The organism is Amycolatopsis pretoriensis, from assembly GCF_900107925.1.
Classification (GTDB): Bacteria; Actinomycetota; Actinomycetes; order Mycobacteriales; family Pseudonocardiaceae; genus Amycolatopsis; species Amycolatopsis pretoriensis.
In genome coordinates this window covers 1,179,531-1,198,555 of the sequence record NZ_FNUJ01000002.1, presented here as the reverse complement: position 1 = coordinate 1,198,555, position 19,025 = coordinate 1,179,531, and the positions used below count along the sequence as shown (strand labels likewise).

General features: G+C 71.8%; 12 protein-coding genes. 9 read left to right on the top strand and 3 right to left on the bottom strand.

The window, feature by feature from the left end; translation table 11 throughout:
• Positions 1 to 8 precede the first annotated feature (8 nt).
• The gene (locus BLV96_RS12250) at positions 9 to 377 is read right to left on the bottom strand and encodes a DUF4267 domain-containing protein (RefSeq protein WP_086677104.1); all 369 of its coding nucleotides are present in this window, start codon (positions 375 to 377) and stop codon (positions 9 to 11) included.
• Between the two features lie 112 nt (positions 378 to 489).
• Between BLV96_RS12250 and BLV96_RS12245 the strand changes: the two genes are divergently transcribed.
• The 9 genes from BLV96_RS12245 (at position 490) to BLV96_RS12205 (ending at position 15,469) form a co-directional block, all read left to right on the top strand.
• Positions 490 to 1,035, top strand: a complete 546-nt coding sequence (locus BLV96_RS12245) for a TetR/AcrR family transcriptional regulator (RefSeq protein ID WP_086677105.1) — start codon at positions 490 to 492, stop codon at positions 1,033 to 1,035.
• A gap of 90 nt (positions 1,036 to 1,125) precedes the next feature.
• A complete protein-coding gene (gene cmk, locus BLV96_RS12240; protein WP_086677106.1) occupies positions 1,126 to 1,830 on the top strand; it encodes a (d)CMP kinase in 705 nt (234 codons plus the stop codon).
• The gene (locus tag BLV96_RS12235) at positions 1,827 to 2,486 is read left to right on the top strand and encodes a lysophospholipid acyltransferase family protein (protein WP_208608206.1); all 660 of its coding nucleotides are present in this window, start codon (positions 1,827 to 1,829) and stop codon (positions 2,484 to 2,486) included. Before cmk ends, BLV96_RS12235 begins: the two co-directional genes overlap by 4 nt.
• Positions 2,487 to 2,502: 16 nt before the next feature.
• A complete protein-coding gene (gene der / locus BLV96_RS12230) occupies positions 2,503 to 4,002 on the top strand; it encodes a ribosome biogenesis GTPase Der (protein ID WP_086677107.1) in 1,500 nt (499 codons plus the stop codon).
• A gap of 254 nt (positions 4,003 to 4,256) precedes the next feature.
• Positions 4,257 to 8,141: a Pls/PosA family non-ribosomal peptide synthetase gene (locus tag BLV96_RS12225; RefSeq protein WP_086677108.1), complete on the top strand. Its 3,885-nt coding sequence runs from the start codon at positions 4,257 to 4,259 to the stop codon at positions 8,139 to 8,141.
• Between the two features lie 91 nt (positions 8,142 to 8,232).
• Positions 8,233 to 9,642 (top strand): M1 family metallopeptidase, encoded by a 1,410-nt coding sequence (locus tag BLV96_RS12220; protein ID WP_091389076.1) that lies wholly within the window; start codon positions 8,233 to 8,235, stop codon positions 9,640 to 9,642.
• A gap of 149 nt (positions 9,643 to 9,791) precedes the next feature.
• Positions 9,792 to 12,086: a glycosyl hydrolase family 95 catalytic domain-containing protein gene (locus BLV96_RS12215; protein ID WP_086675651.1), complete on the top strand. Its 2,295-nt coding sequence runs from the start codon at positions 9,792 to 9,794 to the stop codon at positions 12,084 to 12,086.
• 25 nt (positions 12,087 to 12,111) lie between these two features.
• Positions 12,112 to 14,388 carry a glycosyl hydrolase family 95 catalytic domain-containing protein gene (locus tag BLV96_RS12210; RefSeq protein WP_086675650.1) on the top strand — a complete coding sequence of 759 codons (2,277 nt, stop codon included), beginning with the start codon at positions 12,112 to 12,114 and terminating at the stop codon, positions 14,386 to 14,388.
• Positions 14,389 to 14,494: 106 nt separating this feature from the next.
• Positions 14,495 to 15,469, top strand: coding sequence for a peptidylprolyl isomerase (locus BLV96_RS12205; RefSeq protein ID WP_086675649.1), 975 nt, complete (start codon positions 14,495 to 14,497; stop codon positions 15,467 to 15,469).
• On the opposite strand, the gene BLV96_RS12200 is transcribed toward BLV96_RS12205, so the two are convergent.
• On the bottom strand, positions 15,470 to 17,212 hold the full coding sequence (locus BLV96_RS12200; RefSeq protein WP_086675648.1) for an FAD-dependent monooxygenase: 1,743 nt from the start codon (positions 17,210 to 17,212) through the stop codon (positions 15,470 to 15,472).
• On the bottom strand, positions 17,209 to 18,966 hold the full coding sequence (locus BLV96_RS12195; protein ID WP_086675647.1) for a maleylacetate reductase and hydroxyquinol 1,2-dioxygenase domain-containing protein: 1,758 nt from the start codon (positions 18,964 to 18,966) through the stop codon (positions 17,209 to 17,211). Before BLV96_RS12195 ends, BLV96_RS12200 begins: the two co-directional genes overlap by 4 nt.
• Positions 18,967 to 19,025: the final 59 nt, after the last annotated feature.

Below are 19,025 nucleotides of genomic sequence, written 5' to 3'. Positions count from 1 at the left end.
CGCGACGTTCAGCCGAGCAGGAGCAGGCCGGCCGCGATGACCATCACGAGGGAGGTCAAGCCGTGGACGCTGTACGCGACGACCTTCTTCCCGCCGTGACGCAGGATGATCAGCATGTCGAAGAGGGGCCAGACCGCCGCGACGAGGAAGGCCCAGCCCAGCGCTTTCGGGTCGCCGTAGACCATCAGGGCCAGGGGCACCAGGCCGGCGCCGATGTCCCGGCCGCCCTTGACGTTGAGGAAGCTCTCGGCGTTCTCGGGGACCTCGGTGAAGCCGAACCCTGCGGCGGTCTTGGCCGGCGCGAAGAGGTAGTTGAGGCCGACGTAGATGATGCCGAGCGAGACGAGCCCGACGAGGACGTAACCGGCGACGATCATGGTGTTCCCTCCAGTTTTCTAGCATCGCTAGGATTTCTAGCAACGCTAATCTAGCGGCGCTAGTTTGTCTAGCAGTGCTAGCATGTGACGTATGACCCAGCGACAGCGGCGTGTGCGCGACCGGACCGAGCGCGGGCAGCGGATCGTCACCGCGGCCCGGGAGCTGGCCGAGGCGGAGGGCTGGGACGCCGTCACGACCCGGCGGCTGGCGGCGCTGATCGAGTACAGCCAGCCGGTGCTCTACAGCCACTTCCCCGGCGGCAAAGAAGCGATCATGGCGGCGGCCGCGCTGGAGGGCTTCGCCGAGCTGGCGGCGACGCTGGTGGCGGCCCGCCCCGGCGGCCTCGGCGGGGTGGCGGAGGCGTACGTGGCCTTCGCCGAGGTGAAACCGGGCCTCTACGACGCGATGTTCACGCACGCGTCGGAACTGAGGTTCGCCCAGGACGACACCCCGGACGTGATGAAGGCGTGCTTCGAGGAGCTCTTCGCGGTCATCCAGCCGACGGCGGACGAGCGGAACGCGGGCGCGTTGACCGAGGTGTTCTGGAGCACGCTGCACGGGCTGGTGATGCTGGACCGGGGCCATCGGCTGTCCCCGGTCCACCGCGGCGAGCGCCTCGCCCTCGTGGTGGAGCGCTTCGGCGCGCGGGGCGACTGATCTCCCCCGCGGCCCGACCGGCAGAATGGGAGGCGGCCCAGCCATGACGAGAACGCGAGGAGAGTGCCGGTGACGGGAGCCCTACGAGGTGTGGTCGCGCTGGACGGCCCGTCGGGGACCGGGAAGACCACCGTCGCCCGCAAGCTCGCCCAGCGGCTCGGGGCCGGCTACCTCGACACCGGCGCCATGTACCGGATGGTCACCCTCGCCGTGCTGCGGGCCGGGGTCGACCCGGCCGACGCGGACGCCGTCGCCCGGCTCGCCGACAACGCCGACTTCGCGATCGGCACCAGCCCCGACCGGCCCGAGATCCGGCTGGCCGGCGAGGACGTCGCCGCCGACATCCGCGGGCCCGAGGTCACCAAGGCCGTCTCGCCCGTCTCCGCCGTGCCGCACGTGCGCGAGCTGCTGGTCGCCCGGCAGCGGCAGATCATCGACGACGTCGTCGGGCACCGCGGCGGGATCGTCGTCGAGGGCCGGGACATCGGCACGGTCGTCACGCCGGATTCGCCGCTGAAGGTCTTCCTCACCGCCTCCGCCGACGTCCGCGCGTCGCGCCGCAGCACCCAGGACACCGCCGCCGGCCGGAAGTCGTCGGTCGCCGACGCGCTCGCGAGCGTCGAACGCCGTGACCACCTCGACTCGACCCGCACCGCCTCGCCGCTGCGCGCGGCCGACGACGCCGTGCACGTCGACACCTCGGAGCTGTCGATCGACCAGGTGATCGTCGCCCTCAGCGAGCTGGCCAGCCACCGCGGGCTGCTGGCGGGTTGCAAAGAAGAAGTCGTTCGATGAGCGCTGACGGACTCCCCGCGGGATCCGTCGGCGCACTCCACGACGCCGGGCGGATTTTCGCCCGGTACCATCTGCGGTCGGCCTTCCGCATCCGGGTGCACGGTCGCGAGCGCATGCCCGCCACCGGGCCGGTGCTGGTGATCGCCAACCACAGCTCCATGATCGAACCGCAGCTGATCTTCGGAATGCTTCCCCGGCGTTCGGCGTTCCTGGTCAAGGCGGAGATGTTCACCGGGATCGTCGGGAAGTTCTTCCTGGCGATCGGGCAGATCCCGCTCAAGCGCGGCGAGATCGACCGCAAGCCGCTGCTGACCGCGGTCGGCGTGCTGAAGGACGGCGGCGTCGTGGGCATCTTCCCCGAGGGGACCCGCGGGGCCGGCGACGTCGGCGCGGCCGAACGCGGCGCTGCCTGGCTCGTCCGGGCCTCCGGCGCGACCGTGCTCCCGGTCGCGACGCGGGGCACGCGCAAGCCGGCCGACGGCAAGCGGCGGTTCCGGCCACGGGTGGACATCCTCGTGGGCGAGCCGTTCACGCCGAAGGTCGGTCCCGGGAAGACCGGGCTCGACCAGGGCACCGAAGAGCTCCGCGGTGAGCTCGCGGCGCTCGTGAAGACTTTGGACGATTGGCGTTCCGAAAACGGATTCGGCTCGCCATAAGGGAAATTGGGTTCTGATGGCAGTGTATGATTCCGCCTCCGCGGGAAAGAGTGCGTCGGCGGAGCTAGACAGCGTCGGCGAGATCGACGGCACCTGGTCCGACGAGACCGAGTTCGCCGCGCTCGACGCGCAGATCGAGGCGGCGGAAGCGGCCGAGGAGGCCGCCCTCGGGCAGCCGGTGCTCGCCGTCGTCGGCCGCCCCAACGTGGGCAAGTCGACGCTGGTCAACCGCATCCTCGGCCGCCGCGAAGCCGTCGTGCAGGACGTGCCGGGCGTGACCCGCGACCGCGTCGCCTACGACGCCTACTGGGGCGGGCGCAAGTTCACCCTGGTCGACACCGGGGGCTGGGAGCCGGACGCGACCGGGCTGCAGGCCTCGGTCGCCGCGCAGGCCGAGCTGGCCATGCAGACCGCGGACGCCGTGCTGCTGGTGATCGACGCGACCGTCGGCGCCACCGCCACCGACGAGGCCGTCTCGAAGGTCCTGCGCCGCTCGAAGAAGCCGGTGCTGCTGGCCGCGAACAAGGTCGACGACGACCGGCTGCTCGCCGACACCGCGTCGCTGTGGTCGCTCGGCCTCGGCGAGCCGCACCCGGTCAGCGCGCTGCACGGCCGCAGCTCCGGCGACCTGCTCGACGCCATCCTCAAGGCCCTGCCCGAGGCCCCGCGCGAGGGCGGCGGCGTCTCCACCGGCCCGCGCCGCGTCGCGCTGGTCGGCAAGCCGAACGTCGGCAAGTCGAGCCTGCTGAACAAGCTCTCCGGCGAGGAGCGCTCGGTCGTCGACTCGGTCGCCGGCACCACCGTCGACCCGGTCGACTCGCTGGTCGAGCTGGACGGCGAGACCTGGCGGTTCGTCGACACCGCCGGCCTGCGCAAGCGCGTGAACTTCGCCGCCGGCGCCGAGTACTACGCCTCGCTGCGCACCAAGACCGCGATCGACGCGGCCGAGGTCGCGATCGTGCTGCTCGACGCGGCCGAGCCGATCTCGGAGCAGGACCTGCGGGTGCTGACCATGGTCGTCGAGGCCGGCCGCGCCTGCGTGCTCGCGTTCAACAAGTGGGACCTCGTCGACGAGGACCGCCGGCACGCGATGGTCCGCGAGCTGGAGCGCGGCCTGGTCCGCGTGCCGTGGGCGGAGAAGGTCAATGTCTCGGCGCTGACCGGCCGCTCGGTGCGCAAGATCGCCCCGGCGCTGCGGACGGCGCTGGCGTCGTGGGACCAGCGGGTGCCGACCGGCCAGCTCAACGCGTGGCTGTCCGACCTCATCGCGGCCACCCCGCCGCCGGTGCGCGGCGGCAAGCAGCCGAAGGTGCTGTTCGCGACGCAGGCCGGCATCCGGCCGCCGACGCTGGTGCTGTTCACCACCGGTTTCCTCGAGGCGGGCTACCGCCGGTTCATCGAGCGCAAGTTCCGCGAACAGTTCGGTTTCGCGGGCAGCCCCGTTCGGGTGAATGTGCGGGTTCGCGAAAAGAAGGCGAAACCGAAGGTCGGCGGAAAAGCCGCGCGCACGCGGTGATTTCCTGACGTGGCGGCCAGCGTGATCCGTCAATTGCGACCTGGATCACGCTGGTCAGGGCGGTGATCGTGAGGTCCGACACTCCGTCGTGACCGGGAAGATATATTTCCTTCACCAGCGAGTATGGTGGAAGGTCGTTGCGGGCGCCTCATTCAGGAGAGCAAGCCCGGTGAGGCTCGCGGAAGGTGAGTGATGGGCTTGCGCGCCCATAGTCCGTCCCTGCACGTCTTCGTTCTCCTCCAGGAGAACGGCCGATGACCGTCACGATCGAACCCACGGGACCCGCCGCCGAGGTGACGCTCGCCCCGGTCGCCGACCGGGCGCTGTTCTGGTCCGGCCTCGGCGCCAGTGAGCGCACCCTGCTCGACATCGTCGCCGAGACCGCCGAGCGGTACCCGACCGCCGCCGCGATCGACGACGGCACCACCGTCCTGACCTACCGCCGGCTGCTCGAGGAGATCGACGCCTACGGCCGCCGCCTGCGCGGGTACGGCGTCGGCCTCGGCGACCGCGTCGGCATCCGGATCTCCTCCGGCACCGCCGAGCTGTACGTCGCGATCCTCGCCACCCTGTCCGTCGGCGCCGCCTACGTGCCGGTCGACGCGGACGACCCGGACGAGCGCGCCGAGCTGGTCTTCGAAGAGGCGCAGGTCGCGGCGGTCGCCACCGACGGCAAGATCGAGGTCCACTCGACCCCGGGTGGTCGTGACGGCGTTCCCGGCCCCGCCGACGACGCCTGGATCATCTTCACCTCCGGCTCGACCGGCAAGCCCAAGGGCGTCGCGGTCACCCACGCGAGTGCCGCCGCGTTCGTCGACGCCGAGGCCGAGCTCTTCCTCACCGACGAGCCGATCGGTCCCGGCGACCGCGTCCTGGCCGGCCTGAGCGTGGCCTTCGACGCATCCTGCGAAGAGATGTGGCTGGCCTGGCGCCACGGCGCCTGCCTGGTCCCGGCGCCGCGCGCGCTGGTCCGTACCGGCGTCGACCTGGGCCCGTGGCTGGTCGCGCAGCGGATCACCGTCGTCTCGACCGTGCCGACGCTGGCCGCGCTGTGGCCCGCCGACGCCCTCGAAGACGTCCGGCTGCTCATCTTCGGCGGCGAAGCGTGCCCGCCGGAGCTGGCCGAGCGCGTCGCCGTCGAAGGCCGCGAAGTCTGGAACACCTACGGTCCCACCGAGGCCACCGTCGTCGCCTGCGCCGCGCAGCTGACCGGCGAGGGCCCGGTCCGGATCGGCCTGCCGCTGGCCGGCTGGCAGCTCGCCGTCGTCAACGACGAGGGCGAGCCGGTCGCGATGGGTGACACCGGCGAGCTGGTCATCGGCGGCGTCGGCCTGGCCCGCTACCTCGACGAGCAGAAGGACGCCGAGAAGTTCGCGGCCCTGCCGTCGCTGGGCTGGCAGCGCGCCTACCGCTCGGGCGACATGGTCCGCGCCGAAGAAGAGGGCCTGCTGTTCCTCGGCCGCCTCGACGAGCAGGTCAAGCTCGGCGGCCGCCGCATCGAGCTGGGCGAGGTCGACGCCGCGCTGCAGGCTCTGCCGGGTGTGCAGGGCGCGGCCGCCGCGATCCGCCGCACGAAGGCCGGCAACCAGGTCCTCGTCGGGTACGTCGTGCCCACGGGGGAGAGCTTCGACCACGACGAAGCCGCGACCCGGCTGCGCGAGCACCTGCCCGCCGCGCTGGTGCCGCTGCTGGCCGTCGTCGACGACCTGCCGACCCGCACGTCCGGCAAGGTCGACCGCACCGCCCTGCCGTGGCCGTTGTCCACTGTGGACGCCGCCGGGCTGTCGCCGACCGAGACGTGGCTCGCCGAAGGCTGGGCCGAGATCCTCGGCGTGTCGGTCGACGACCCGAAGTCCGACTTCTTCACCCACGGCGGTGGCAGCCTGACCGCCGCGCAGGTGGTCGCGCGCATCCGCACCCGGCACCCGCAGGTGTCGGTCGCCGACATCTACGCCCACCCGAAGCTGGGCGCGCTGGCCGCGATGCTGGACGCGCTCGACGGGCAGGCCACCGAGCGCCGCGACATCGCGCCGACCCCGCGCCGCGCGGGCGTCGTCCAGACGCTGCTGACGGTTCCGCTGATGGGCCTGGTCGGGCTGCGCTGGGCGACGCTCGCCGCCGCGCTGTCGAACGTCCTGGCCCTGCTCGGGTTCGCCTGGGCGCCGACGCTGGGCTGGGCCTGGATCGGCCTGGCCTGGGTGGTGCTGTTCAGCCCGGCGGGCCGCATCGCGATCGCCGCGGGCGGCGCGCGCGTGCTGCTCTCCGGCGTCCGCCCCGGCACCTACCCGCGCGGCGGCAGTGTCCACTTGCGACTGTGGACAGCCGAGAAGCTCGCCGAGTTCTCCGGCGCGGACAGCGTCGCCGGCGCGTCCTGGATGACGACGTACGCGAAGGCACTCGGCGCGCGGATCGGCAAGGACGTCGACCTGCACTCGCCGCCGCCGGTCACCGGCTTCCTCAAGCTGGGCCGCGGCGCCGCGATCGAGCCCGAGGTCGACCTGACCGGCCACTGGGTCGACGGCGACGTCGTGCACATCGGCAAGGTCCGCGTCGGCGCGGAAGCCCGCATCGGCGCGCGCAGCACCCTGTTCCCGGGCGTCCGCGTCGGCAAGGGCGCGGAGATCGCGGCCGGCTCGACCGTCCGCGGTGCCGTCCCGGCCGGGCAGCGCTGGGCCGGATCGCCCGCCGCCCGCGTCGCCAAGGACGAGCGTGACGCGCTGAAGTGGCCGTCGAGCCGCCCGCCGCGGTCGCACTTCTGGGCCGCCGTCTACGGCGCGACCTCCCTGGCGCTCGGCTTCCTGCCCGGGGTGGCCGCGCTGGCCGGGGTCGCCGTGCTCGGCTACGCGATCGCGGGCGCCCCGACGCTGCTCGACGCGTTCACCCGCGCGCTGGTCTTCGTCCCGGCCGCGACAGCCGCGTACTTCCTGGCGTACATGCTGCTCGTGCTGGTCGGCGTCCGGTGCTTGAGCATCGGCATGGTCGAGGGCTACCACCCGGTGCACGGCCGCATCGCCTGGCAGGTCTGGGCCACCGAACGGCTGATGAACATGGCCCGCGAAGGCCTGTTCCCGTTGTACGCCAGCCTGTTCACGCCGGTGTGGCTGCGGCTGCTCGGCGCGAAGGTGGGCCGCAACGTCGAGGCGTCGACGGTCCTGGCGCTGCCGAAGATGACCAAGGTCGACAGCGGCGCGTTCCTCGCCGACGACACGATGGTCGCCACCTACGAGCTCGGCCACGGCTGGCTGCACGTCGCCCCGGCCCGGATCGGCAAGCAGGCCTTCCTCGGCAACTCGGGGATGACCGCGCCCGGCCGGTCGGTGCCGAAGCGCGGACTCGTGGGTGTGCTGTCCTCGACGCCGTTGAAGGCGAAGAAGGGCTCGTCGTACCTCGGGATGCCGCCGCTGCCCGTGCGTCGCGCGATCGGCGAGGCCGACACCAGCCGCACCTACACCCCGGCGCTGCACCTCAAGGCGGCGCGGGCGCTGGTCGAGCTGTGCCGGATCATCCCGGTCATGTGCGGGGTCGCGCTGACCGTCTCGGTCGCCTTCGGCCTGCTGTGGGTCGCTTCCGCGTTCGGCTTCGGCGTCGCCTTGGTGCTCGCCGGGCCCGCCCTGCTCGCCGCCGGGATCGTCGCGGCGCTGACCGCGACCGCGATGAAGTGGCTGCTGGTCGGCAAATTCCGCGAGATCGACCACCCGCTGTGGAGCTCGTTCGTCTGGCGCAACGAGCTGGCCGACACCTTCGTCGAGGCCCTGGCCGTGCCGTGGCTGATCGGCTCGGTCGGCGGCACCCCGCTGCTGTCGGCGTGGCTGCGCACGATGGGCGTCAAGATCGGCCGCGGCGTCTGGCTGGAGACGTACTGGCTGCCCGAGGCCGACCTCGTCGAGCTGGGCGACGGCGCGACGATCAACCGCGGCTGCGTCGTCCAGACGCACCTGTTCCACGACCGGATCATGAGCATGTCGCGGGTCGCACTCGGCGAAGGCGCGACGCTCGGCCCGCACGGCATCGTGCTGCCGGGCGCCGGCATCGGCGCGCGCACCACGGTCGGCCCGGGCTCGCTGGTGACCCGCGGCGACGAGGTGCCGGCCGACACGCGCTGGCTCGGCAACCCCATCTCCGCGTGGACGGGTAAGTAGAAGGTCACGAAGTACCTGCCTGGCTCGCCGGACTCACCCGTGGCGTGCGAGCCTGGTTTGGTACGTCGGCACGAGGAAAGGTTCGGCACGGGTGATTTCGAAGGCTCCGGCACCCGGCGCGGATACTTCCGGTGACCCCTACCTGCCCGCCCACGGCAACGGCGGCTACCGCGTCCGGCACTACGAGCTGAACCTCGACTACAAGGTCGGGCCGAACCGGCTCTCGGCGTCGGCGGTGCTCACCGCCGAGGCGACGCAGGCGCTTTCCCGCGTCAGCCTGGACTTCGGCGAGTTCCGGATCAACCGCGTGCTGGTCGACGGCAAGCCCGCGAAGTACCTCAAGCGCGGCGCGAAGCTGCACGTCCGGCCGGCCAAGTCGATCGCCTCGGGGGCCGTGTTCCTCATCGAGGTGCACTACGTCGGCAACCCGCGTCCGGTGCGCAGCCGCTGGGGCGACGTCGGCTGGGACGAGCTGACCGACGGCGCGCTGGTGGCGAGCCAGCCTGTCGGGGCGCCGTCGTGGTTCCCGTGCAACGACCACCCGGCGGACAAGGCGTCCTACCGGGTGACCCTGACGACCGCGTCGTCGTACCTGGTCGCGATCACCGGCAACCTGGTCGAGCGGGTGATCGGCGGCAGCACCACGCGGTGGGTGTTCGAGCGGCCCGAGCCGACGGCGACGTACCTGATGAGCGTCCAGCTCGGGCGCTACGACGAACTGGAGCTGACCGGCCGCGGCTGGTTCCCGCACACCGGAGTCGGCACGCGCCGGTTCACGCTCGGCTTCGGCCGCGGGCACGTCGATTCGGTCCTGCAGACGGTGCCGCAGCGGGCGGCCGTGCCGCCGCGGCTGCGCCGCGCGTTCGAGCGCGACTTCGGGCGGCAGGGCCGGATGATCGAGATGCTGCAGCGGCTGTTCGGGCCGTACCCGTTCGACGAGTACGTCATCGTCGTCACCGACGACGACCTCGACGACCCGATCGAGGCCCAGGGCATGGCGATCTTCGGCGCCAACCACGTCGACGGCCGCCGCACGTACGAGCGGCTGGTGGTGCACGAGCTGGCCCACCAGTGGTTCGGCAACAGCCTGACGGTGGCGGATTGGCGGCACATCTGGCTGAACGAGGGCTTCGCGACGTACGCGGAGTGGCTGTGGTCGGAGGAGTCGGGCGGCCAGCCGGCTTCGGCATTGGCCCGCAGCTGGCACACGCGCATCAAGGCCAAGCCGGCGGACGTCCGGATCGCGGACCCGGGCGTGGCGAGGATGTTCGACGAGCGCGTGTACAAGCGCGGCGGGTTGACGCTGCACGCGCTGCGGGCGGAGATCGGGGACCCGGCGTTCTTCGCGTTGCTGAAGGCGTGGACGGGGGATCACCGGCACGGGCTGGTGACCACGGAGCAGTTCGTGGCGATGGCCGAGGCGTACGCGGCCCGGTCGTTGGACGCGTTCTTCGAGCGCTGGCTGTGGACGCCGGCGCTCCCCCCGCTGCCCGGCGCCTGAGCCGCTTGCGGTACTCGAACCCGAGACATCGGATGTCTCTGCCGCTTTCCGGGTGAATCCTCCTGGTGTTTCGGCGCCCCCTCTGCGAGTATGGCCGCACGCCGCCGCATGATCTCGCCGAAACGTAGTATGAATTCGGAGGACGCTTCATGGATGCAGTGTCGCGGCGTACGGTGCTTCGCTCGGCATCGGTCGCGGTGGGGGCCGCCGCGTTCGGGGGGCTCTGGGCCCGGGCCGCCCCGCCCGCAATCGGACACCCCGGGAACCCGCACCGGGAGGTCGCCGCCGATGCGCGCATGGTCTGGCAGCGGCTGCCCGAGAACTGGCAGGAAGGTCCCTTCCTCGCCAACGGCTACTTCGGCGCCCAGGTCTACGCCGGCCGGACCCCCGAAACCCTCAAGGTCATGCTGAGCCACACCCAGGTGCAGGACCAGCGCATCCAGTGGGAAGCCGGCATCGGCCTGTCCCGCCTGCCGATCGGCTACCTCACGCTCGCCTTCGCCGGCGCGGTCACCGCCGTAGACTGGACGCTCGACCTCTACAACGCCGAGCTCGGCGGCACCATCACCACCACCCGCGGCTCGGTCGCGTTCTCCGCCGTCGTGCACAACGACCTCGGCGTGCTGCTCTTCTCGATGACCCCCAGCGCCGGTGAAAAGAGCGCCGCGTGGGCGTTCCAGCCGCTGGAGTCGGCGACCACCCGGACCGTCCGCAAGCCGCCCGAGTACGTCGCCAACCCCGCCCCCGAGGTCGCCGACGGGTACTGCGCGCAGCCGATGCTCGCCGGCGGCGGGTACACGACCGCGTGGCGGGAACGCTCGATCGGGTCGCGACGGTTGCTCGCCGCGACCGTCGCCTACAGCTTCCCCGGCACGACGCACACCGCGGACGCCCTCGAGAGCGTCGAGAAAGCGCTTGCCGCCAACCCGGACGCGCTGCTGGCCCGGCACCGCCGCTGGTGGAACGACTACCACCGCCGCAGCTTCGTTTCGGTGCCGGACAAGCAGGTCCAGCGGTTCTACTGGATCCAGCTGTACAAGATCGCCGCCGCCACGCGCGCGGACGGGCCGGTCGTGTCCGAGTGGGGACCGTGGTTCCCCGAGGTCGGCAACAGCTGGACCGCGGTCTGGTGGAACCTCAACGTCCAGGTCACCTACCCGATCGTGAACAGCAGCAACCACCCCGAACTCGACGCCGTCACCGAAACGTTCCGGCGCGACCACGCGAACCTCGAGACGTCCGTGCCGCCCGCCTACCGCGACGGCGACACCTACGCGCTCTCGCACCCGGGGGACTGGCGGCTGCGGCCCGGCGGCACACGCTCGGTCGGCGTCCCCGGCACGACGTCCAAGACCGACCAGACCGGAAACCTGTTGTGGGGCCTGCACAACGTCTGGCTCGCCTACCGCCACCACCTCGACCGGCGCGTGCTGCGCGACGTCCTCTACCCGACGCTGGCCAAGGCGCTCAACTTCTACCGCCACTTCCTGGTCACCGGCCCGGACGGCTTGCTCCACCTGCCGCTGACCCGCTCGCCGGAGTACGCCGACGCACCCGACTGCACGTACGACCTGTCGCTGATCCGGTGGGCCGCCCGGACGCTCGTCGACACCGCGCGGATCCTGCGCCTCGACGAACCGCGCGTGCCGATCTGGCAGGAGATCGGCACGAAACTCGTGCCCTACCACGAAGATCCGGTGAACGGCGTGCTCATCGGCGACGGCGTCCCGCTCGCCGCGTCGCACCGGCACTTCTCCCACCTGCTGTGGCTCTACCCGCTACGGGAGCGGGTCTGGGACCGGCCGGCGGACCGCGACGTCATGACCCGGACGTTCGACCACTGGGCCGCCGACCAGTCCGCTTGGCACGGCTACAGCTACGCGGCCGCGTCCTCGATGAAGTCCGTGATGGACGCGCCCGAGGAAGCGTTGCGCTACCTGAAGTTCTTCCTCGACCGCAACGTCGTCGCCGACACCGAGCTGACGGCGAACACCATGTACCGCGAGGGATCCAACTTCGCCATCGAGAGCCCGATCACCGCCGCTCAGTCCGTTGTGGACATGCTGATGCAGGGTTCCGGTGGTGTGCTCAAGATCTTCCCGTCGGTCTCGGCGACCTGGCGCGACGCCTCGATCGCCGGGCTGCGCGCGGAAGGCGCGTTCCTCGTGGACGCCTCCCGGCGCGACGGCCGCACGGAGTTCGTCCGCGTGCACAGCGAAGCCGGCGAGCCGCTGGTCCTCCAGCACGGCGTCACCGGTGACGTCGACGTCCGCGACGAGCACGGCCGCCGCCTGCCGTGGCGCCCGGCCGGACCCGGGCGGATCGCGATCGGGCTGCGCCGCGGCGGCACCGCCGTCGTCACCCCGCGCGGCGGGCGGCCGGACTGCGCACCGCGGGACGTTCCCGCCCTCGGCCTCGCTCCGGCGTGGGGTCTGCCGAGCTGAGTTCCGCTTTCGACGAGGAGGTCGGATGGACATCACCCGCAGGACCGTGCTCGGTGGCGCGCTCGCCGGGATCGCCGCCGGCGCGGCCGGTATCACGCCCGCGTTCGCCGCCGAGCCCGGTGGCGACGACTTCGGCTGGGCCGGGTTCCTCGGCACCGCCGACCTGCACTGGCGGCGAATGCCGAAGACCTGGTACGAGGGACCGTTCCTGGGCAACGGTTTCCTCGGCTCCGGAATCTACGCCGAACCGGGGCGCAACGCGATCCGCTTCAACGTCCAGCACAGCCAGGTGCAGGACCACCGGCCCGAGTTCGGCTCGCTGTTCGGCCTGGCGCGGCTGCCGATCGGGTACTTCACCCTGGAACCGGTCGGCGCGATCACCGCGATCGACTGGCGGATGGACCTGTGGAACGCCGAGCTGACCGGCACGATCACCACGGCCGCGGGCAGCCTGAGCCTCCGTGCGATCGTCCACACCGGACAGTCGCTGCTCGCTGTCGAAATCCGGCCCAGCGAGGGGGAACGCGGGTTCCAGTGGGTTTTCCACCCGGCGGTCGCGGTCAGCCCGCGCGCCGATCCCGTGTGGAACAAACCGCCGCCGGACGGCTACACCGCAAACCCGCCGGTGCGGCTGAGCGGCAGCGGCGACGCGCGGCTGGCCGTCCAGCCGCTGCTGGCCGGCGGCGAGCACGTGACGGCGTGGCGCGAGGTCACCCGCGGTGGCGCGCGCACGCTGTACACGTCGGTGGCGTGGTCGCACCCGGCGAAGACTGCGGTGGCGCGGGCGCTCTCGACGGTCCGCCGGGCACCGGCTTTCTCGGCGCTCACGCAAGATCACCGCCGTTGGTGGCACGACTACTACCGGCGCAGTTTCGTGTCCATTCCGGACACCCGGCTGCAGGGCTTCTACTGGATCCAGCTGTACAAGGTCGCGTCGGCGGCCCGGCGCGAGGCCCCGGTGATGGCGACGTCGGGGCCGTGGCTGGAGAACACGCCGTGGCCGGCGACGTGGTGGAACCTCAACGTCCAGCTCGAATACTGGCTGATCCACGGCTCGAACCACCTGGAACTGGACGCCGTCAGCTGCGCGCTCGACAAGTACCGGGGCAACCTGACCGGCCAGGTGGCGTCGCCGTACCAAAGTGATTCGGCGGGCATCCCGCGCACGACCGACATGACGCTGCTCAACGGCGTCTCGAACGCCACCAGCGGGTTCCCGGTCGGCATCCCCGGGCGGGACACGCCGACGCCGGAGGTCGGCAACCTGACGTGGGCGCTGCACAACGTGTGGCTGTCCTATCGGCACACCATGGATCGATCGCTGCTCCGGAACACCTTGGTTCCGTTGCTGCGCAAGGCGGTCAACTACTACCTGCACTTCCTCGCCCCGGGCCCGGACGGCAAGCTCCACCTGCCGCCGACGTTCTCACCCGAGTACGGCGTCAACGCGCCCGACTGCAACTACGACCTTTCGCTGATCCGCTGGGGTTGCAAGACGCTGCTGCAGAACGCACCCGGCGACCCGCTGGCACCCCGCTGGCGAAACGTCCTGGCGACCTTGGTGGACTACCCCGCCGACGTCAACGGGTACATGATCGGCGCCGGGGTGCCGTTCGCGAAGTCGCACCGCCACTACTCGCACCTGCTGCAGATCTACCCGCTCTACGACGTCACGTGGGAGCAGCCGGAGCACCGGCAGATCATCGAGACGTCGCTGAACCACTGGGTCGGCTTCGAAGGCGCGCTGCAGGGCTACACGTTCACCGGGGCGGCGTCGATCTCGGCGCAGATGCTGCGCGGCGAGCAGGCGGCGTTCTACCTGGGCGAGCTGCAGCAGCGGTTCATCCAGCCGAACACGATGTACAAGGAGTCCGGGCCTGTCATCGAGACACCGCTGTCGGCGGCGAAGTCGATGCAGGACATGCTGGTCCAGAGCTGGGGCGGGGTGGTCCGCCTGTTCCCGGCGGTACCGGCGGCCTGGGGCGACATCGCGCTGCGCGACTTCCGCACCGAGGGGGCGTTCCTGCTCAGCGCCTCCCGGGCGGCGGGGAAGACGCGCTGGCTGAAGGTGCACAGCGAGGCGGGCGCGCCGTGCGTCCTGCGGCCGGGCATCGAGGGCGAGCTGGCGGTGACGGACGCGCGGGGTCGGTCGAGGCGCTGGCGCCGGTTGGCCAACGGGGACGTCCAGGTCGAACTGGGGCGGGGCGAGGACGCCTTCGTGTTTCGGAAGGGGGATCGGCCGGACTTCGCGGTGCGGCCGGTCGCGCCCGGCGGGGCGAGCACGCCGTGGGGGCTGCCGTGAGGTGGTGAGCGCACCCTTCCGCGTGCCCCGATGACCCTCCTTTCCGGATTCCCTCACGGCGAGCGGGCCCGCGCGGCACAATGGGCGGCTGACGAGGGGAGCGCGGATGAGCGAGCCGGGGGATCGGCCGGGCGGCGACGGCCCGAACGGGGCACCGCCGCCGGGTCCGGGGTACGGCGGCGCCCCGCACTACCCGCAGCAGCCCCACCAGCAGGGATTCCAGTACCCGCGGTGGCAGCCGCCGGTGCCGCCGAAGAAGACCTCGCCCGCCGCCGTCGTGCTGATCAGCGGCTCGGTCGTGGTCGTCGTCGTCATGGCGCTCGCCTTCCTGGCGTGGGGTTATCCCGGGTTCCTGCGCGACGACGACGTCAAGAGCGCGATCGGGACCGGGCCCCCGCCTTCGCCGCCCTCGACGACCACCACCGCCCCGAGCGCCGCGTACACGCTGCCCAGCAACGGCCGGGCCCGGATGCCGCAGCGGCCGAAGCCCCTCGCCGACCCGGTGACCTGCGCCTTCACCCCGGATCCGGCCTCGCCCGCGCCGAAGAAGGTCGCGCCGCCGCCCGATGGTCCGGCGCCGTCGTCCGGCACCGTCCCCGTGCGGCTCGCGACGAGCGCCGGCGCCATCGGCCTCACGCTCGACCGCGCGCTCGCCCCGTGCACCGTCGTCAACTTCCTGAGCCTGGTGAAGCAGGGGTTCTACGACGGCACGTCCTGCCACCGGCTGTCCGTGACATCCGGGCTGCAGATGCTCCAGTGCGGCGACCCGGTCGGCGACGGCACCGGCGGCCCCGGCTACACGATCCGCGACGAGGTGTTCCCCGAGCTGACGTACGGCCGCGGGATCCTCGCGATGGCGAAGTCGGCCGAGCCCGACTCGGGTGGCTCCCAGTTCTTCCTCGTCTTCGGCGACACGCGGATCTCGCCGGAGTACACGGTGTTCGGCAGCATCGACGACGCCGGCCTCGGCGTCCTGGACGACGTCGCCCGCGGCGGCATCGACCCGGCGAAGCCCGGCATCGGCGACGGCAGCGGACCCCCGAAGGTCCCGGTCACCTGCACCCAGGTCACCACGCCCTGATTAGCGCCGGTCGAGCAGCGTCCGCAACGCCGTGAGCAGTGACTTCGCCGCTTCGGGCGATGCCGTGCGGTGGCGCCAGGCGACGTAGCCGTCCGGGCGGACCAGCAGGCAGCCGTCCTCGTCGATGCCGCTGAGGCGCGACCAGTCGCCGTACGCGTCGCGGCCTTCCGGGTCGCCGACGCGCACCGCGCGCAGGTCGAGCCCCAGTTCGGCGCCCACTTTGGCCGCCGCGTCGCGCCACGCCGTGCCGGTCAGCCCGGTCAGCACCGTCCAGCGGCCGCCGCCGAGGAGGTCCAAAGTGGACACCCGGCGGCCGTGCGGCCCGACCAGCCACGCGTGCGGCAGCTTCGCGCCCGGCTCGGTGCTCGGCCGGTGGAACAGCTCGGGGTCGCGGTCCGCTCCGGCGACGACCCCGTCGGGCAGCACCGCGGCCGAGGCGTACCGCTGGTCCATTTCGACGCCGTGGGCGTTGAACTCGTAGTGCTTGAGCTCGATCGCCCGCTCCAGCTCACGCCGTTTTCGCGCACCCTCGGCCGTCGGCGCCAGGCAGGTTTCGAGCCCGGCCGTGATGCCGTCGGCGTCGGTGTCGCCGGTGATGCCCAGCGCGGCGAAGATCGGCCCGAACTGGTCGCGGCTCAGGTTCGCGCGGTCGACGATCTGCTTGCCGACCGGCGCCCGTTCGGCGGTGTAGCTGTCGAGCAGCCCTTCGCCCGCTTCGCCGCGCAGCACCATCGCGAGCTTCCACGCGAGGTTGTAGGAGTCCTGGATCGAGGTGTTCGAGCCGAGCCCGTTGGACGGCGGGTGCCGGTGCACGGCGTCGCCGGCGCAGAACACCCGGCCGCGGCGGTACTCGGTCGCGTAGTTGTGGTTGACCGTCCACAGCGACGTCGAGGTGATCTCGACGTCAAGGTCCGGGTCGCCGACGAGGTCGCGCACCAGCCGGGTCGCCTCTTCGACGTCGACTTCCGGCGGCGCCTGCTCGATGTCGTAACCCCAGGTCAGCAGCCACTCGTTCCACGGCCGGACCATCCGGACCAGACCCATCCCGATACCGCCGAGGTGCGCGCCCGGCCGCATCACCCAGTAGAGGACGCTCGGGCGGTGGGCCACGTACGGCGCGAGGTCGGCGGTGAACGTGATGTTCATGCTGCCCGCCTTGCCGGTCTGCCCGGCGATCGGCAGGCCGGCCTGCTCGGCGACGCGGCTGCGTGCGCCGTCCGCGCCGACGAGGTACTTGGCGCGCAACGTGAACTCGTCGCCGCGGACGCGGTCGCGGAACCGGGCGGTGACGCCGTCGTCGTCCTGGGTGAAGTCGAGGAACTCGGTGTCCAGCCGCAGTTTCGCGCCGCGCGCGGCGGCTTCGCTCGCCAGGATCGGCTCGAGGTAGGTCTGCGGGAGGTCGATCATGTGGCACGGGCTCGCGGCGGCGTATTCGGCCGCCGAGGAGTCGCCGGTGCCCCAGCTCGCGATGCGGCCGATCTCGGGCCCGGTCAGCGACGTGCACAGGACGGTGTCGCCCATCAGCTCCGGCGGGGTGCCGACGGCGAGGGCCTTGTCTTCGACGCCGAGGTCGCGCAGCACCTCCATGGTGCGCTGGTTGGTGATGTGCGCGCGGGGCGTGTTGGCCGTCCAGCCGTACTTGGTGGCCAGCACGGTGGGTACGCCGTAGGTGGCGAGCAGCAGGGCCGCGGAGCCGCCGGCCGGGCCGCTGCCGACCACGATGACGTCGGTGTCGTAGGTCATTCGCTGCTCCCTGAGATGCGGAAGGTGAACTCGAGGCGCTGGTCGGAGAAGTCGGCGATCAGGCCGTCCTTGACGCCGAAGACGGTGTCGGAGTCGAGGTAGTCGCCGCCGGCGACGAACAGCTGGGTGATCAGCGTCCGGTAGCCGGGCTTGGCGATCATGAAGTGCACGTGCGGCGCGCGATAGGGGTGCCGGCCGACGGCGTCGAGCAGCTGCCCGACGGGACCGTCGGCGGGGATCGGGTAGGCGCTCGGGACGATGGTCCGGAACCGCAGCCGGCCGTTCTCGTCGGTGCGGAAGCGGGCGCGCAGCACCGGACCGTCCACATCGGGCAGCTGGACGTCGTAGAAACCGTCCTCATTGGACTGCCAGACGTCGACGATCGCCTCAGGGACAGGTTGGTCGTCGGTGTCCGTGACTGTGATGTCCGTCCACAAGGGAGTTCCCGGTAGGCCTTCGGCGAGGTTCGCCCCCTGCGGGGTCTCCGGCGGACCGTCCACGTAGAACGGTCCGAGCACGGCCGACGGGGTCGTGTCCGGTGTGCGCGAGTTGGTCAGGACGTCCACGACGCTCGACAGGCCGAGGGTGTCCGACAGCAGGATGAACTCCTGGCGCGTGTCGGTGGTGATGTGCCCGGCGCGGGTGAGGAAGCCGATGGCGTATTCCCACTCGTCCTGGGTGAGGTCGGTGCGGATGGCGTAGGCGTGCAACGTCTCGACGAGGTCGGTGAGCAGGGTGCGGACGCGGTCGGGCGCGGCGGCGAAGCTGTCGACGACCTGCTTGGTGAGTGCCTTGAGGCTGGGCGGCGTGGCGGGCCGGGCGCCGGTGAGGGCCTCGCGGAGCAGGTCGGCTTCCGGCTCGTCGGCGATGTCGGCTTCGGTGAGGCCCAGCTCGGCCAGCGAGTGCGGGATCGGGAGGCTTTCGGTGAGCGCGAAGACGTCACCGGCGTCGGCGAGGCCCTGGTGCGCCATGACGTACGGGAGGAGGACGGCGTGCGTTTCGGCGTGGGGCAGGCCGAACTTGCCGCCGAGGAGGTGGCAGAGCCGGTGGTGCAGGCCCATCTGCACGGCGTCGAGGCAGGTGCCGGCGAGGTAGGCGCCGCGGAGGGCGTCGGTGCGGGCGTCCACATCGGACGGATCGTCGGCGATGCGGGGGAGGGCGCTGGTGAGCAGCTCGACGGCTTCGTTCGCCAGCAGGTCGGTCATCGGGTTGGCGTCGGGGGCGTAGCGGGCCTCGACGGCGTGGGCGAGGGCGTTGAGCCCGCTGGCCGCCGAGAGGGGGACGGGCAGGCCGAGCGTGAGGTCGACGTCGTAGAGGACGGTTTCCGGCCGGACTTTCGGGTTCTTCCGGGTGGTTTTGCGGCCGTCGGCGGTCTGGCCGAGGACGGCGGTGAGTTCGGAGCCGGCGTAGGTCGTCGGGACGATGAGCTGCGGCAAGTCGGTGTGCAAGGCGATGACCTTGGCGAGGCCGGTGGCCGAGCCCCCGCCGACGGCGACCACGCCATCGACGTCGTGCTCGGCGACGACCTTGAGGGCGCGCTCGGTGACGTCGACGGGGGTGTGCATGGCGGGGTCTTCGAACCGGGCGGCGAGGAGGTGGCCGAGGTTTTCGGCGGCTCGGTCGGCGTGCCGAGGGGTACCGACGAGGAGAACGCGGCTCATCCCGAGGCGGCGGGCCTCGTCCCCGAGGGCGCCGAGGGTGCCGCGGCCGAAGACCACCCGGACGGGGTTGGCGGCGTAGGTGAACGAGGTCATGGGGGCGAGTATCCGGGCGCGGAGGGCAGCGGTCCTGCACGTTCCTGCTGCGGGGTGGC

What these genes read in the sequence shown, in the direction of transcription:
- BLV96_RS12215 (WP_086675651.1), top strand. Translation starts at nt 9,792, where the DNA reads ATGGATGCAGTGTCGCGGCGTACGGTGCTTCGCTCGGCATCGGTCGCG.
- BLV96_RS12250 (WP_086677104.1), bottom strand. Translation starts at nt 377, where the DNA reads ATGATCGTCGCCGGTTACGTCCTCGTCGGGCTCGTCTCGCTCGGCATC.
- BLV96_RS12200 (WP_086675648.1), bottom strand. Translation starts at nt 17,212, where the DNA reads ATGACCTACGACACCGACGTCATCGTGGTCGGCAGCGGCCCGGCCGGC.
- der (WP_086677107.1), top strand. Translation starts at nt 2,503, where the DNA reads ATGGCAGTGTATGATTCCGCCTCCGCGGGAAAGAGTGCGTCGGCGGAG.
- BLV96_RS12225 (WP_086677108.1), top strand. Translation starts at nt 4,257, where the DNA reads ATGACCGTCACGATCGAACCCACGGGACCCGCCGCCGAGGTGACGCTC.
- BLV96_RS12195 (WP_086675647.1), bottom strand. Translation starts at nt 18,966, where the DNA reads ATGACCTCGTTCACCTACGCCGCCAACCCCGTCCGGGTGGTCTTCGGC.
- BLV96_RS12235 (WP_208608206.1), top strand. Translation starts at nt 1,827, where the DNA reads ATGAGCGCTGACGGACTCCCCGCGGGATCCGTCGGCGCACTCCACGAC.
- BLV96_RS12210 (WP_086675650.1), top strand. Translation starts at nt 12,112, where the DNA reads ATGGACATCACCCGCAGGACCGTGCTCGGTGGCGCGCTCGCCGGGATC.
- BLV96_RS12205 (WP_086675649.1), top strand. Translation starts at nt 14,495, where the DNA reads ATGAGCGAGCCGGGGGATCGGCCGGGCGGCGACGGCCCGAACGGGGCA.